Source organism: Rhodococcus sp. IEGM 1307 (genome assembly GCF_030056915.1).
GTDB classification, from domain to species: Bacteria; Actinomycetota; Actinomycetes; order Mycobacteriales; family Mycobacteriaceae; genus Rhodococcus_F; species Rhodococcus_F opacus_D.
Map to the genome: position 1 here is coordinate 309895 of NZ_JASHKW010000001.1, position 15496 is coordinate 325390.

Consider the following 15496-nt stretch of genomic DNA (forward strand, 5'->3'; position numbering starts at 1 on the left):
GCCTGGGGAATTTGGCGGCCCCGTTTGAGTGTGTAAGTTCCTGCCCCACACTCTAGCGTGGAAAAGTCCCTCGCGCTTCCATCCACACCCCGAAGCGGTGTCGGTTTAGTCTCACCGGGCTCGCGAGCTGCCCCGATGCCGGTGTTTCGCCTTCAGAAGACTCCCGGAATTGCCCGGACCGTCCCCACCCGGACGCCGCCGCCGAGCACGGGCTGCGATGCGAGGGCCGCCAGATCCTCGGTCCACTCGGCGCCCATCCGGTGGAGAAGTGCTGCGGCGAGGGGTAACCGGGCCCGTTCGTGGCCGTCGTCGATCTTCAGCGCGAACGCCGAGCCGTCGGGGAGCGCGCCGGCGTAGACACCGTCTGCTCCGGCCTTCGTCATCAGCCCGGGCACGACCGGCATCAGCCGCGCGTCGTCCTTGCCGGTGCCCGAGACGAGGTAGGGGTGCTCGCGGACGGCGTCGGCGACGGCGAGCTCGGGGGAGTCGGGCTCGGCGGTGACGAGCCGGGCGAACGCCCGCGCCAGATGCGTCAGCGACAGCGGGACGATCGGCAGCCCGCATCCGTCGATGCCGAGTTCGGCGTCGACGTCGCCGCTGATCGACCCGAGCGTCTCGACGACCGCGAGTTGCAGCGGATGCGTCGGCTCGAGGTAGCTGTGCAACGGCCAGTCGTTGGCCAGGCAGGTGGCGAGCATCGCCGCGTGCTTGCCGGAGCAGTTCATGTACACCGGGCGGGGGAGCTCACCGGCGGCCAGCAGTTCGGCCCGGGCGAGTTCGTTGGAGGGCAGATCGGCGGGGCAGCGGAGCTGGTCCTCGTCGAGGCCGTACCGGGCGAGCAGCCGCTCGACGAGTTCGATGTGGTCCGACTCGCCCTCGTGGGATGCGGTCGCGATCGCGAGCTCTTCGGAACTGGACGGTTCGAAGCCGTTCCGCAGCATCGTCACGGCCTGCCACGGCTTGTTCGACGACCTCGGGTAGATCGGCGTGTGCACCTCACCGAGGGTGAGCGCGATCTCGCCGTCCGCGCGGAGGATCACCGCGGAACCGCGGTGGACGCACTCACGGAATCCGGAACGGACGACCTCGACCAGTTCGATGCTCAATACGTGACCTGCACTTCCAGTCCGGCGATCCGTCGGCGGGCCTTGTCCGCGACGGTCGGAGAGAGGTTCTCCTGCTGTTCGAGCAGCGCCACGAACCGTTCCGGGTCGCTGCCGGTGAACAGATCGCGCACGGTGACGCCGTGGCCGGGCACGTGGATGCGCCGGACGGTGTCGCCGGCGCTGACCGACCCCTCCGTCACCACCCGCAGGTACGCGCCCGTGTCACCGCGTTCGGAGAACCGCTTGACCCACCGGGGCTCGGCGGCCCAGACGCCGAACGTCCCGCACGGTGTCCGCGGGCTGGTCACCTCCAGTTCGGTGGTGCCGATCCGCCAGCGCTCGCCGATCACGGCGTCGGTCGCGGCGATCCCGTCGAGGCGGAGGTTCTCGCCGAACCATCCCGGGGGCAGTTCGCGGCCGAGCTCCGACGCCCAGCGCTGCGCCTCGTCCTCCTGGTAGGCGTAGACGGCCTTGAACGGGCCACCGTGGTACTCGGTGTCGCAGACCCGGTCGCCGACCAGTCCGGTGGTCGTGACGCGCACAGGGCCGTCGACGGGCCGCTTGTCGATCGCCGTCCGGGTCACCCGGCGGGTGCCGCTGTCCCGTTCGGTGTGCAGCACGCAGACGGCCAGCACCTCGCCGGCCGTCGCGGTCGCCTCGCTCACCGGCCCCGGAGCCGGTCGACGGCGGCGCGGCCCGCCTGGACCGTGTCGTCTGCAGGCACGGAGTCGGGGTCGATGGACGCGGCGCACGAGCCGGCCACCAACTCGGTGTCGGTGGGGATGGACCGTTTGACGAGGGCCAGCGCGATGGGTCCGAGCTCGTGGTGGTCGATCACCGTGCCGATCCGTCCGACCGCACGGCCTCCCGCCGTCACGGGGTCGCCCGGTTCGGGCCTGCCCTCGGCGCTGCCGTCGAGGTGCAGCAGGACGAGGTGACGGGGCGGTTTGCCGAGATTGTGGACGCGGGCCACCGTCTCCTGGCCGCGGTAGCAGCCCTTCTCGAGGTGGACGGCGCCGTGGTCGGCGGGACCGCCGATCCAGCGGACCTCGTGCGGGATGGTGCGATCGTCGGTGTCGAGTCCGATCCGGGGCCGTGCGGCGGCCACCCGCAGTGCCTCGAACGCCCACGTTCCCGCGGGTGCGGCGCCGGCGGCGGTGAGCCGGCCCCACCACGTCGCGAGTCCTTCCCGCGGGATCAGCAGGTCGAAGGACTCGGCGGCCGGCCACGGCATGCGGCGGACGAATCCGCCCCCGGGCACCGCGACGGCGGCGTACGGCTCGGCGGGTGCCACGACGCCGGCCGCGTCGAGGACCGTCACGGCGTCGGGGCCGAGCACGCTGAGGACCGCGAGCTCGTTGCCCTCGCGGGGCTCGGCCTTGGACCAGAACACCATCTTGGTGAGGAACGACAGGAGGTCGGGTCCGCGGTCGGCCTCGGTGTCGATCCAGGTGACGCCGTCCAGATCGGTCTGGACGAAGTGGTGCTCGACGCGGCCGTTGACGTCGAGGCTGAGGTTCTCGGCGCTTGCGCCGTCGGGGAGCGCGGCGACGTGCTGGCTCGAGATGGTGTGCAGCCAGGTGAGTCGTTCGGGTCCGCCGATCGCGATGACGAACCGGTGGGAACGGTCGACGACCGCCGCGGAACGTTCGGCGCTGCGTTGTTCGCCGAGTGGATCGCCGTGATGCCAGGCAACGCCGGCGTCGGGAGAGCCTTCGGGCGCAGGAACCGCGCCCGGGGCCGTGAGGAGTGGACTGGGTGAGACGGGCAGTTTGTCGACCACGAACCCAGTCTAGGGACCATGGACCACGGGTGGGGGTCAGCAGGGTCGATAGGCTGGGCGTCATGTCTGATCGAGTGCTGGTGACACTGGACCACGAGGTGCGGGACGCGGATGCCCCGCTGCTGCACGCGGACGATCTGGCGGTGGTGCGCGGCGACGGTGTCTTCGAGACGCTGTTGGTGCGTGGCGGTCGCGCACTGAAGGTCGAGGCCCACCTCACCCGTCTCGTCGCGTCGGCGCGCGCCCTCGGATTGCCCATTCAGGACCTGGACGAGTGGCGCCTGGCACTCGAGCTGGCCGTCGAGGAGTGGGGGTCCGAGCGGGAGGGTGCGATGCGACTCGTGCTCAGCCGCGGCCGCGAGTCCGGTGGCGACCCGACTGCTTTCGTCACCGTCGGGCCGGTGTCCGAGCGGATTCTGGAGGCGCGGCGCGACGGGGTGTCGGTACTCACATTGGCCCGGGGCTATTCGGTGGATCTGTCGGCGAGTGCGCCGTGGCAGCTGCTCGGGGCGAAGACCTTGTCGTATGCCACGAACATGGCGGCGCTGCGGTATGCGGCGACGCTCGGTGCCGACGATGTGATCTTCGTCAGCAGCGAGGGCAATGTGTTGGAAGGGCCACGTTCCACGGTGGTCATCGCCCGCGACAAACACCTCCTCACGCCGCCGCCGGAGCACGGAATCCTGCCCGGAACGACGCAGCAGGCGCTGTACGAGGTGGCGTCCGGCAAGGGGTTCCGCTGCGAGTACGCGGCGCTGCGGCCGGCGGATCTCATTACGGCGGAAGGTGTTTGGCTCATCTCCAGTGTCACCATGGTCGCGCGGGTGCGCAAGATCGACGGACTTGCCCTGCCCGACGCACCGCTCGCCGACGAGATCGTGGAGCTGGTCGGCCTCGCGGTCGAGGCGGCGGGTACCGAGTCTGCGGAGGCTTGACAGGTCTACTACATTTCGTAGTAGCAAAGTCCTGCGAGGGAAACGACCCCGCAGTACGTTGTTTTCAAGGGTCGGGCGGAAGCCCACGCTCCGGCCCTGAAGCCTGTCCTACGGGCCCAGTTTCGGAGTAGCCATGGATGCCTTGGATGTCTCCCGGTGGCAGTTCGGCATAACCACCGTCTATCACTTCATCCTCGTTCCGCTGACGATCGGGCTCGCCCCGCTGATCGCCGTCATGCAGACGATGTGGGTGGTCACCGGAAAGGACCACTGGTATCGGCTCACCAAGTTCTTCGGGAAGCTGTTCCTGATCAACTTCGCGCTCGGCGTCGCCACCGGCATCGTGCAGGAATTCCAGTTCGGGATGAACTGGAGCGAGTACTCACGCTTCGTCGGTGACGTGTTCGGCGCACCCCTCGCCCTCGAGGGGCTGGTCGCCTTCTTCCTCGAGTCGACGTTCCTGGGCCTCTGGATCTTCGGCTGGGGACGGCTGCCCAAGCTCGTCCACCTCGCCACCATCTGGCTCGTCGCAATCGGTGTGAACGCGTCCGCGTACTTCATCATCACCGCCAACTCGTTCATGCAGCACCCGGTCGGGGCCATCTACAACCCCGAGACCGGACGCGCGGAACTCACCAGCATCTGGGAACTGCTCACCAACAACACGGCGCTCGCGGCCTTCCCACACGTCGTGGCCGGAGCGTTCCTCACGGCAGGGACGTTCGTGGCCGGCGTCGGCGGCTGGTGGATGGTGCGCAGCATGCGCAAGTCGAAGGAAGCCACCGAACCCGAAGTGGCGAAGAAGCACGAGGAAACCGCGAGGACGATGTTCCGCCCGGTCACCATCCTCGCGCTGTGGGTGATGGTCGCCGCGGGCATCGGACTCGCGATCACCGGCGACATCCAGGGCAAGCTGATGTTCGAACAGCAACCCATGAAGATGGCATCGGCCGAATCGCTGTGCCACACCGAAACCGGTGCCGACTTCTCCATCCTCACCGTCGGCACCCAGAACAACTGCGAGAGCATCACCCAGCTCATCAAGATCCCCGGCCTCACCTCGTTCCTGGCGGACGGCACGTTCGACTCCACCGTCGAGGGCGTCACCGAGATCCAGGCCCGCTACGAGGAGACGTACGGGCCCGGCAACTACAAGCCCAACCTGTTCGTCACCTACTGGACGTTCCGCGCGATGATCGGCTGGGCCGCCGGGTCGGCGCTGCTCGCCGTGGTCGGTCTGTGGATGACCCGCGGCGGCCGCGTACCGGACAAGAAGTGGTTCGGCTGGCTGTCGATCGCCGTCATCCCGACACCCTTCCTCGGGAACAGCGCGGGCTGGGTCTTCACCGAGATGGGTCGTCAACCGTGGGTCGTGGCACCCAACCCGACCGGTGTCGACATGATCAGACTGACTGTCGACCAGGGCGTCTCGAATCACTCCCCGTGGACCGTCTGGGTCTCGCTCATCACGTTCACGGTGGTCTACGGGGCGCTGGCCGTCGTGTGGTTCACGCTGATCCGCCGCTACACGGTCGAGGGACCACTCGAACACGACGCGCATCCACCGGGTGACGACCACGACGAGCCCGAAGAACCGGGCAAGCCCGAGCAACTCTCGTTCGCGTACTAGGGGAGACGGTCATGGGACTTCAAGAAGTGTGGTTCATCCTGATCGCGGTGCTCTTCATCGGGTACTTCGTCCTCGAGGGATTCGATTTCGGTGTCGGCATGCTGATGCCGGTGCTGGGCAGGCGCAAGGACCCGAACGGGGACACACGGCGGCGGGTGGTGCTCAACACTATCGGCCCCGTGTGGGACGGCAACGAGGTGTGGCTCATCACCGGTGGCGGCGCGTTGTTCGCCGCGTTCCCGGAGTGGTACGCCACGTTGTTCTCCGGCTTCTATCTGCCGCTGCTGATCATTCTCGTCGCGCTCATCGTCCGGATCTGCGCCATCGAGTACCGCGGCAAGATCGACGACGACACCTGGCGCAGGCGGTGCGACTGGGGCATCGTCTTCGGGTCCTGGGTGCCTGCCGTGCTGTGGGGTGTTGCGTTCGCGAACATCGTGCGGGGCGTCGACATCGACGCCGACAAGCAGGTCACCTCGGGCCTCTTCGATCTGCTCAATCCCTATGCGTTGCTGGGTGGTCTGACGACCGCACTCGTGTTCGCCCTGCACGGCGCGGTGTTCCTCGCCCTGAAGACGGCCGACGAAGTACGCACGGACGCCGTCGAACTGGCGTCCCGGCTGGCGATCCCGGCCGTTCCGGTGGCAGGCGCGTTCGTGCTGTGGACACAGCTGGCGCACGGCAAGGGCTGGACGTGGATTCTCGTCGCGATCGCCGCCGCCGCACTCCTCGGGGTGGTCGCGTTCACCCGCGCCGAACGGGAGGGCTGGGCGTTCCTGCTCACGTCGATCGCGGTCATCGCCACGGTGGCCCTGCTGTTCGGCTCGCTGTTCCCCAACGTCATGCCGTCCACACTGGACGCCGCGTACAACCTGACCATCGACAACGCCTCGTCGAGTCCGTACACGCTGAAGGTGATGACGTGGGCCGCCGCCTTCCTCACCCCGGTGGTGCTGATCTACCAGGGCTGGACGTACTGGGTGTTCCGCCAACGGATCTCGACCAAGCACATCCCGCCGTCGATCGGTCTCCCGCTCGGGCGCAGATGAGCACAGCGGTAGGCGACGCACCCCGCCCGGCCGACGAACGCCCGGGCGGGGCGCGAGGGTCCCGGCGCCCCGTCGATCCCCGCCTCTGGCGCTACTCCGCGGCGGCCCGCGGGTACCTCGTCCTCACGGTCGCGCTGTCGATCGTCAACGTCGCGATGGTCATCGTGTCGGCGCTGATGATCGGCCGGGTGCTCGGCGGGGTCATCGTCGACGACGCCACCGATGTCGGCCGGTGGTCCACCGAACTGGTGGTCCTCGCGACCGCGGTGGGCGTGCGGGTGCTCGGCACCTGGCTGCAGTCCCGGTTCGCGCACCGGTCCGCCACGCGGGTCGTGGCGGAGCTGAAGGGGGAGGTCCTGGGCGTCGCCACCCGCCTGCGACCGCGCGAGCTCGACCCGCGGCGGGACGAGTTCGCGACCGTGCTCACCCGCGGAATCGACGGTCTCGTGCCGTACCTTACCGGGTATCTACCGGCGCTGGTCCTCGCGGCGACGCTCACTCCGGCGACGCTCGCGGTCATCACGTTTCAGGATCTGACGTCGGCGGCGATCATCTTCGTCACACTTCCGCTCATCCCGATCTTCATGATCCTCATCGGTCTGCTCACCAGGGGCAAGGCCGCCAAGACGCTGACCGCGATGACCACACTGTCCTCCCAGCTGCTCGACCTCCTGGCCGGCCTGCCCACGCTCCGCGCGCTGGGCCGCGAACAGGGACCGGCGAGGCGGGTGCGTGAACTCGGCGACGCCCACCGCCGCACCACGATGTCGGCACTGCGGGTGGCGTTCCTGTCGTCGATGGTGCTGGAACTGCTGGCCACGCTCTGCGTCGCACTCGTCGCCGTGAGCATCGGACTGCGGCTGGTGTACGGGGGGATGGAACTCGAAGCCGGAATCGTCGCACTGATTCTCGCGCCCGAGGTGTACCTCCCGCTGCGGATGGTCGGAACTCAGTTCCACGCCGCCGAGGACGGGATGGCCGCCGCGAGCCGGGCCTTCGCCGTCATCGATACCGATCGTCCCGACGACGCCGCCGACGGTGCGGTTCTGGTCGACGCGGCCGGGGCGCGAATCGAATTCGACGGCATCGACGTCCCGTCCCGGCACGGCCCGGCACCGCGCGGCCTGACCGGCGCCCTCGAACCCGGTGCGGTGACCGTGCTGACCGGACCCAACGGTTCCGGGAAATCGACTGCGGTGCAGGCACTCCTCGGCCTCGTCGAACCCGAGCGCGGGGAGGTGCGGGTGGCGGGTACCGCCGTGAGTTCGCTCGACCGGTCCGCGTGGTGGGCGCAGGTGGCGTGGCTCCCGCAGCACCCCGTCCTCGTACCCGGCACCCTGGACGAGAACCTCCGGCTCATCGGCGAGGTCGTCGACCTCGAACAGTCCTGTGCCGCGACGGGTTTCGACGAGGTCCTCGCCGAACTTCCCGACGGCTGGAACACGCGCGTCGGGTCCGGCGGAACGGGACTGTCGCTCGGTCAGCGGCAGCGGCTCGCGCTGACCCGCGTGCTGGCCACCCGGCGTCCCGTCCTGGTGCTCGACGAACCCACCGCGCACCTCGACGACGCGTCGGAGCGGACCGTGCTCGATTCGCTGCGAAGCCTGGCCGCCGCCGGCCGGACGGTCGTGGTGGTGGGGCACCGGCCGACCGTGCTCGCGGCCGCCGACCGGGTGATCGAGGTGACCGCCGATGTCGCGTGACCCGCTGATCCGGGCATTGCCGCTCCTCGACCTGCAACCGGGGCGGGTAGTGCGCGCCGTCGCCGCCGGCGTGGCCACGCTGGGCAGTGCGCTCGCGCTGGCGGCGTTGTCGGCATGGTTGATCACGAAGGCGTGGCAGATGCCGCCCGTCCTGGACCTCAGCGTGGCCGTCGTGGCGGTGCGCGCGCTGGGCATCTCCCGCGGCGTCTTCCGGTACCTCGAGCGGCTCGCCACCCACGACACCGCGCTGCGCGGGACCACGTCCGCCCGCACCCAGCTGTACCAGCGGTTGGCCGACGGCGACCCCGCGGCCGCTGCCGGCCTGCGCCGCGGTGAACTGCTCGCCCGCACCGGGGCCGACGTCGACACCCTCGGTGACGTCGTCGTCCGCGCGATCGTCCCCATCGCCGTGTCCGTCGTCCTGGCCGTGGCCGCCGTCGGCATCCTCGCGGTGATCTCGCCCGCCTCCGCACTCGTGCTCGCCGTGGCGCTCTCGGTGTCGGGGGTCGCGGCGCCCTGGTTGTCCGCGCGGGCCGCCCGCCTCGCCGAGACGTCCGGGGCCGACGCGCGCGCCCGGTTCAGTGAGGACGCCGTCACCGCGCTCGATCACGCCGCGGAACTCCGCGTCGCGGGTCGCCTCGATCGAACCGTGTCGCGGGCGGTCCGCTCCGAACACGCCGCGGTCGCGGCCACCGACCGCGCCGCCGCACCCAGCGCGTTCGCGGACGCCGCCACACCACTCGCGGTGGGCGTGAGCGTGATCGCGTCACTGCTCATCGGCATGGACCTGTATTCGTCGGGGACGATGAGCCCGATGGCGATGGGCATCGTCGTGCTCCTGCCGCTGTCCGCGTTCGAGGCCACGGCCGCGCTGCCCGCCGCGGCGGTCGCGCTGACCCGGGCCCGGATCGCGTCCCGCCGGATACTCGCCGTGCTCGACGCCGCCGTCGCGGATCCGCACCCCGGGGACCGGGAACTGGACGGGCCCGCCGAGGTCGTCGCGAAGCACCTGCGGTGCGGCTGGCCCGGAGGGCAGGTCACCGCCCCGCTCGACCTCGACCTACAGCCGGGCGCCCGGGTCGCGATCGTCGGCGGCAGCGGGTCCGGGAAGACGACCACCCTGATGACCCTGGCCGGGTTGCTCCCCCCGGTGTCGGGGACGGTCCAGGTCGACGGACTCGACCTCCACCGGGTCAGATCCGAGGCTCTCCGCCGGAACGTCGGATTCTTCGCGGAGGACGCGCACCTCTTCGACACGTCCGTGCTCGAGAATCTGCGGGTGGCGCGCGGCGACCTCCAGGTCGCGGAGGCGCTGACCGTCCTGGAGTCGGTCGGGCTCGGGGGCTGGGTGTCGGGGCTGCCGGAGGGCGTGCACACGACCCTTGCGGGCGGTGCCAGGGCAGTGTCCGGTGGACAGCGTCGCCGACTGCTCCTCGCCAGGGCTCTGCTGTCGCCCGACCGGGTGCTCTTGCTCGACGAACCGACCGAGCACCTCGACGCCGACGCGGGCGCCGACCTGCTCCGGCGACTGCTCGCACGCGACGGCGGACTGGTGTCGTCGCAGCGCACCGTCGTGGTGGTCACCCACCAGCTTCCGGAGGATACCAGCGCTGACCTGGTGATACGGGTGGAGAAAGCTGAGAGCGAAAATGCGTTGCCGACTCCGTGAGTGCGGCGTACTTTCTTCAGTACACGAGGAAGGAGGTGGTCTGAAATTGTATGACAGACGGACACGTGAGGTGGCTGCCAGCTAGCCGCTACCGCTGACGGAATTCACTGACCGCGCGAGCGGCGAGCGAATCCCAGGCAGCTACCCGGCCCCCGAGCCCCCGGTCTGGTCCAGATCGGACCCGGTGCACACGCACCGGAAGGCTCGGGGGCCGTTGTGCGCTCCGCGCCCGTGAGTACTTCTTAACCGCCCGACGTTAATAAGTACTCACGGCAGCGGGGGCACGGGTTCGGACCACTCCAGCCGCCCCGCTCGAGCACCGTCCGCACCTCGGCCGCGACGTCGCACGAGCGCCGCGTCACCTCCTCCCAGCCGTAGACCAGCGTCGCCTTGCCGGCGAGTTCCGCCGCGTTGCCGCGACGCCGATCTCGCAGGGCCACCGACCGCGACGAGTGATACCGCAGTCCGTCCAGCCGCACGAGGAGCGGAACGCCGCTTTCCGAATAGTCGACGTCCTCGTAAAGGGTTCGTCCGTCGACGAGAACAGGCGACTGTCGTCGAGCGGCCGGCAGTCCGTGCGCGAGTTCCACGTCGATCGCGTACCGGTGCTCGAGAATCGACTGGACTCCGCCGGACACGAACGTCAGAGCGTCGGTCAGAGCCTTGCGGTACCTGCGCGGTGGACGCTGCTCGATCCGTCGAAGCAACTCGTGGAGCGGAATGTCGCTGCCGGTGACCGCCGACACGAGGACGCGTGCGGCCGCCACCGCCGACGGCTCCGCGACAGCGAGATCCACGACGGTGTCGGCCCGGGACGTTCGAGGCGGAAGCGTCGGGACGAGGATGTGGGCGTGCGCCCGGGATCGGTGCACCACGACCCCGGGATGCAGGAGATCCCCCTCGCGGGGAACGGGACGGTCGGATCGCCGGCCGACCTTCCGATACGTCGGTCCCTGCGGCTCCGCAGACAATCCGTAGGGCACCGTGACGTGAATCGGCCCGTCAGGGTCGACGGGCATCAGCCCCCACTCCTCGGCCGCCGTCCGATGGCTGAGAATCGCTCGGGGACCGCCGAACAGCAGTGCCGCCCACAGCCTCATCGGCCGGTCGAGCGGACCGTTCGTGACGGCGTAGACGCCGTGCAGAACCGCCGACCACTGGCCGGACTCCACCATGTGCTGAATCTGCCGGGTCGAGATACCCAGTCCGCGCAGTTGGCGGGCCGTGACGAGGCCGTGCTGATAGTCGAGGACTGTTTGGAATTCGGGCCTGAAGTCGATCGTCGCAGTCGTCATGGACGCGACGGTGCGCACGCCGACCGACAGGATTCGTCCGAAACAGGCCGATCTCAACTGACCTGTGGATGAACCTCAGGTCGTGGATAACCCGAGCCGTGAGTACTTGTTAACCGCCCGTGGTTAATAAGTACTCACGGGCGCTAGCCAACGTAGCGGGACAGACGCGCGGAGAGGTGGGGACGCAGCTCACCGTCGGCGATGATGCGTTCCTCGACGTAGGCGAGGTCGCCGCCCTCGACGATGCCGTAGAGACGCTTGGCGCCGCCGACGAGAACACCGGAGGTGCTGCGGATCACGACGTCGGTCGCGAGTTCCCACGACGACTGGGTGAGGGCCTGACCGTAGAACAGTTCGACGATGCCGGAGCTGTGGGCGAGGAGGAGTTCGACGACTTCCTCGTTGGTGCTGCCGGGGATGCCGTCTCCGCTGATCCGCCAGAAGCCGGTTTCGTGGAGGTCGGGGCGCACGTATTCGCCGTCGGCGTCGAGGACCCAGGTCTGGGATTCCCACTTGAGGTAGTTGCCACCGTTGTGGGAGACGATGATCTGCTGCCCGAAGGGGTAGTCGCCTGTGTCGGGGTCGTGGCCTTCCCCTTCACCGCGCCACACACCCACGAGGGGCAGTACTGCGAGGAGTTCGTTGTTCAGATCCGGGCCGAGGCGCAGATTTGCGGTGTCCTCGGGCAGCGGAAGGTCCGGAAGCTGCGGGATGTTCCGCGACGCCGTCGTCTTGGAACGCTCGATGGCGTCCGCGACGGCTGCGTCACCGCTACCACGACGCACGGCGGGGGTGTCCCCAGCGGGCGCGCTCGTAGTCGGGTGCTCGGAAGGCGGATCTGCGCCTGCGTCCGGGTTCTGACTCACGACTCGTCGGTGACCAGGCGGTAGATCGTGTAGAGCGAGAACCACGTGATCAACACGGCGGCAAGGACAAGAAGTACCTCGAAGAAGATAACCACGGGGACATCCTAAACCGAACCCGTCGAACGGTCGAAACGGGAGGCGACTTACCGTGACTGCGGCTACGGTTTCTCGAAGGCGACCACCCGGTCGGTTCCGAACATTCTCATGCGGTCGTCTCGTCTCCCGTCCCTCCCGGAGGTCCCATGCTTCGATCGAGTACTGCCGTCACCGGTCCGGTGCGGGCCGCGATCGCGGCGACGGTGCTGCTGCTGACCGCCACCGCGTTCGGTGCTCCTGGCCTTGCCGTCGCCGCGCCCGACACCGGGAGCGCAGACTCGGGAGGTGCAGATTCGGGGAGTGCCGACACGGACCGTGTCGATCCGAACAACTACGCCGCCGACTGCCCCGACGTGATGATCGTCGCCGTATCCGGCGCCACCGACTCGACGGCGGACCGCAACCCTCTGGCTGACGAGAATCGGCAGCTCTGGTCGAACTGGGTGGGCAACGTGACGGTGCCGACCGGCGAGGCCAACAAGGGCGAGCCGGGAACGGTGGGGTGGATGTACGTTCCCTACCCGTCCACGTACGGTCTGGGTCTGCTGCAACCTGTTCCGACATACCAGGATTCGATGGCTGCGGGTGTTGCGTCGACGAACAAGATTCTCGACGAGAACAAGGTGAAGTGCGGCGACGACACCAAGTACGTGCTACTCGGATACAGCGTCGGCGCCGAGGTGGTCGAAAGGGTGTCGCGCGAACTCGGCCACCGAGACGGCAACGCTCTGGTTACCGCCGACGACATCGCCGGCGTCGCGCTGATCGGCGACCCGTACCGTCCCGCGGGCACCCCCTCGATGGGCGAACCCGGCCCGCCCGGAGGCGGTTTCATGTCGTCCGAGCCGGCCGACTACGGCGCTCTCGACGGCAAGATCACCTACGCGTGCCGCCCCTACGACATCGCGTGCGACGCGCCGCAGGAGATCGCCGTTCTCGAACTGGCACTCGGGGTGCTGGGACAGATGCACTTCACCCTGCTGAACCCGGGCCAGACGGTCTCCGACTTCGCGAATGCGGTGACGAACATGGCGGCGCGGTCGATTGTGCACATCGTCACACACGAAGACTGGTTCGCCTCCGACGAGTCCTTCCTCGACGTTCTCCGCAAGGTCGCCGACCGGACTTACGACCCAGACGGCCCGGACCGCAACATGCAGGTGTCCCAGGAGCAGATCGTCGAGGCGCTCAACTGGGCGATGGGTCCCGGTTCGGAGGTCGTGAAGGCGAAGCTCGCCGACGAGGGCCTGGGGTTCGTCGAGGACAACAGGGACGTCTTCGAACTGGTGATCAAGCCGTACATCTTCCTGGGCTTCATCCAGCACCTGTTCTACTGGAACAACAACCCGAACGACCCCTGGTACTGGGAGAGCGAGAAGGTCGTCGACTGGATCACCGCACTCGCGCAGTCGGAGAAGGGCGGCGAGACCATCCCAGCTGCACCGGGCAAGTAGAGTCCGCACGACGAGAAGGGCCCCGCTCCGAATCCGGAGCGGGGCCCTTCTGATGTCGTCAGCTGGTGACTACTCGCCGACCGTGACGTCGACGTTGTGCACGCCTGCGCTCGACGGGCTCACCGTCGAGGTGCCGTTGCCGGAGCTGGACAGTGCACGCACGGTCCACTCGCCGGGAGCGGCGAAGAAGCGGAAGTCTCCGGTGCCCGAGGCGACGACCTCGGCGGTGAACTCTCCGCCGCCGTCGAGGAGACGCACGAACGCTCCACCGATCGGCTGGCCGTCAGCGGCGAGAACGCGGCCGGTGATGACCGTTTCCTTCTCGACGTCGACGCCCGCGGGCAGGGTCTGGGTCTGTACAGGTGCTCCACACATGGCTCAGTGAACCTCCAACTCGATGGGTGCGCCGACGAGCGAGCCGTATTCGACCCAGCTGCCGTCGTAGTTCTTGACATCGGACTTGCCGAGGATCTCCTTGAGCACGAACCAGGTGTGGCTGGAGCGCTCGCCGATACGGCAGTACGCGATGGTGGGCTTGGACTCGTCGTAGCCCTTCTCCGAGTACAGCTTCTCCAGGTCGTCGTCCGACTTGAACGTGCCGTCCTCGTTTGCGGTGGTGCTCCACGGAATGTTGATGGCCGTGGGGACGTGTCCACGCTGCTGCGCCTGCTCCTGCGGCAGGTGCGCGGGAGCGAGGATCTTGCCGGAGAACTCGTCGGGCGAACGCACGTCGACGAGGTTCTTGCTGCCGATGGCGTCGATGACCTCGTCGCGGAACGCGCGGATCGACAGGTCGGGGGCCTCGGCCTTGTACTGGGTGGCCGCGCGGGTGACGGTCTCCTTGGAGAGGGGACGCCCGTCGAGCTCCCACTTCTTGCGGCCGCCGTCGATCAGCTTCACGTCCTGGTGGCCGTACAGCTTGAAGTACCAGTACGCGTACGCCGCGAACCAGTTGTTGTTGCCGCCGTAGAGAACGATGGTGTCGTCGTTGGCGACGCCCTTGGCGGACAGGAGGTCGGAGAACTGCTGCTGGTTCAGGAAGTCACGACGGACGCCGTCCTGCAGGTCCTTCCGCCAGTCGAGGCGGATGGCGCCTTCGATGTGGCCGCCGTCGTATGCGCTGGTGTCCTCATCCACCTCGACGAAAACGGTCTTGGGGGCGTTGAGGTTCTGCTCAGCCCAGTCGGCGGAGACTAGGACATCGGAGCGAGCCATGGTGTTCCTTTCGATGTGTACTTACTTGTGTCGGGTGGATCGTGCAGTGGTTCTCGGTGTGAAACTTTCAGGCCGCCGTGCGGAAGCGTGCGACGAGTGGATAGATCTGGCAGCCGAGGCAGATGCCGAACGCAGCGTTGAGAAACGCCGCGAACAGGGCGAATGCGGTGGCCACGGCGCCGACGACGCCGGAGCCGGCGAAGAAGCCGACGGTGCCGACGGCGGCGAAGACGAAGCCGACGAGCTGCGCGAAGCGAAGCGGTGCGACGGGTTCGCGTTCACTGACCGGGGCGAGTCGCGGCGCGACGAGGGTGCCGAAGATCCGGCCGTACGGGCTGCGCCGTGGCCCGGTGGCTGCGCCTGCCGCGAAGACGACCGCTTGAAGCGCCAGCAGAATTCCTGCTGCGACCAGCGAGAACGTCGACACGACGAGCACGGCGACGAGGACGGCGGTGGTGACCCAGGCGGCGAACCGGGGGCCACGAACGTCGACCTGCTCGAGCTCGAGTGTTGTGGACATGAGAAGTGCTCCTGCGGTGAGTCCTGAATGCTTGCCTGGCGCCGAACGACGACGGAAGACGTCGTCATCGGGGGTGAGATCACGTGCGCGGAATCCGCGGTGTCAGCAGAAAGCGACAGCCCTGGTGATCAGCAACAGGTACAGCAACAAGCCCCGAGGCGGCACAGGTCTACTG

General features: G+C 68.4%; 14 protein-coding genes. 6 read left to right on the forward strand and 8 right to left on the reverse strand.

Annotated features, from left to right (window positions below):
* Positions 1–152: 152 nt before the first annotated feature.
* Genes QM841_RS01445 through ygfZ form a run of 3 tightly spaced genes read right to left on the reverse strand, consistent with a single transcriptional unit; the run spans position 153 to position 2889 of the window.
* Positions 153–1106, reverse strand: coding sequence for an asparaginase (locus QM841_RS01445; protein WP_283330662.1), 954 nt, complete (start codon positions 1104–1106; stop codon positions 153–155).
* A complete protein-coding gene (locus QM841_RS01450) occupies positions 1103–1771 on the reverse strand; it encodes an MOSC domain-containing protein (RefSeq protein WP_283330663.1) in 669 nt (222 codons plus the stop codon). The genes QM841_RS01445 and QM841_RS01450 overlap by 4 nt, the downstream gene beginning before the upstream one ends.
* On the reverse strand, positions 1768–2889 hold the full coding sequence (ygfZ, locus tag QM841_RS01455) for a CAF17-like 4Fe-4S cluster assembly/insertion protein YgfZ (protein WP_283330664.1): 1122 nt from the start codon (positions 2887–2889) through the stop codon (positions 1768–1770). Before ygfZ ends, QM841_RS01450 begins: the two co-directional genes overlap by 4 nt.
* A 62-nt stretch (positions 2890–2951) precedes the next feature.
* On the opposite strand from ygfZ, the gene QM841_RS01460 reads away from it, so the two are divergent.
* The 5 genes from QM841_RS01460 (at position 2952) to cydC (ending at position 9875) form a co-directional block, all read left to right on the forward strand.
* Entirely contained in the window at positions 2952–3824 is an 873-nt protein-coding gene (locus QM841_RS01460) for an aminodeoxychorismate lyase (RefSeq protein ID WP_009477909.1), read from the forward strand.
* A gap of 133 nt (positions 3825–3957) precedes the next feature.
* Positions 3958–5454 carry a cytochrome ubiquinol oxidase subunit I gene (locus QM841_RS01465; protein ID WP_283330665.1) on the forward strand — a complete coding sequence of 499 codons (1497 nt, stop codon included), beginning with the start codon at positions 3958–3960 and terminating at the stop codon, positions 5452–5454.
* Between the two features lie 11 nt (positions 5455–5465).
* The gene (gene cydB, locus QM841_RS01470) at positions 5466–6503 is read left to right on the forward strand and encodes a cytochrome d ubiquinol oxidase subunit II (RefSeq protein WP_283330666.1); all 1038 of its coding nucleotides are present in this window, start codon (positions 5466–5468) and stop codon (positions 6501–6503) included.
* Positions 6500–8206 (forward strand): thiol reductant ABC exporter subunit CydD, encoded by a 1707-nt coding sequence (gene cydD / locus QM841_RS01475; protein ID WP_283330667.1) that lies wholly within the window; start codon positions 6500–6502, stop codon positions 8204–8206. Before cydB ends, cydD begins: the two co-directional genes overlap by 4 nt.
* The gene (gene cydC, locus QM841_RS01480) at positions 8196–9875 is read left to right on the forward strand and encodes a thiol reductant ABC exporter subunit CydC (protein ID WP_283330668.1); all 1680 of its coding nucleotides are present in this window, start codon (positions 8196–8198) and stop codon (positions 9873–9875) included. Before cydD ends, cydC begins: the two co-directional genes overlap by 11 nt.
* Before the next feature lie 242 nt (positions 9876–10117).
* Here cydC and QM841_RS01485 read toward each other — a convergent pair whose 3' ends face one another.
* Both QM841_RS01485 and QM841_RS01490 read right to left on the reverse strand, forming a co-directional pair.
* Entirely contained in the window at positions 10118–11227 is a 1110-nt protein-coding gene (locus tag QM841_RS01485) for a type IV toxin-antitoxin system AbiEi family antitoxin domain-containing protein (RefSeq protein ID WP_283330669.1), read from the reverse strand.
* 86 nt (positions 11228–11313) lie between these two features.
* Positions 11314–11955, reverse strand: a complete 642-nt coding sequence (locus QM841_RS01490; protein ID WP_025431873.1) for a heme-binding beta-barrel domain-containing protein — start codon at positions 11953–11955, stop codon at positions 11314–11316.
* A gap of 323 nt (positions 11956–12278) precedes the next feature.
* Between QM841_RS01490 and QM841_RS01495 the strand changes: the two genes are divergently transcribed.
* Positions 12279–13586: a cutinase family protein gene (locus tag QM841_RS01495; protein ID WP_283330670.1), complete on the forward strand. Its 1308-nt coding sequence runs from the start codon at positions 12279–12281 to the stop codon at positions 13584–13586.
* A 69-nt stretch (positions 13587–13655) separates the two neighbouring features.
* Here the strand turns inward: QM841_RS01495 and QM841_RS01500 are convergent, their stop codons facing one another.
* The 3 genes from QM841_RS01500 to QM841_RS01510 form a co-directional block, all read right to left on the reverse strand.
* Entirely contained in the window at positions 13656–13961 is a 306-nt protein-coding gene (locus tag QM841_RS01500) for a DUF1416 domain-containing protein (protein ID WP_005244353.1), read from the reverse strand.
* A 3-nt stretch (positions 13962–13964) separates the two neighbouring features.
* On the reverse strand, positions 13965–14801 hold the full coding sequence (locus QM841_RS01505; protein ID WP_280778707.1) for a sulfurtransferase: 837 nt from the start codon (positions 14799–14801) through the stop codon (positions 13965–13967).
* A gap of 67 nt (positions 14802–14868) precedes the next feature.
* Positions 14869–15321 (reverse strand): DUF4395 domain-containing protein, encoded by a 453-nt coding sequence (locus tag QM841_RS01510; protein ID WP_105412948.1) that lies wholly within the window; start codon positions 15319–15321, stop codon positions 14869–14871.
* Positions 15322–15496: the final 175 nt, after the last annotated feature.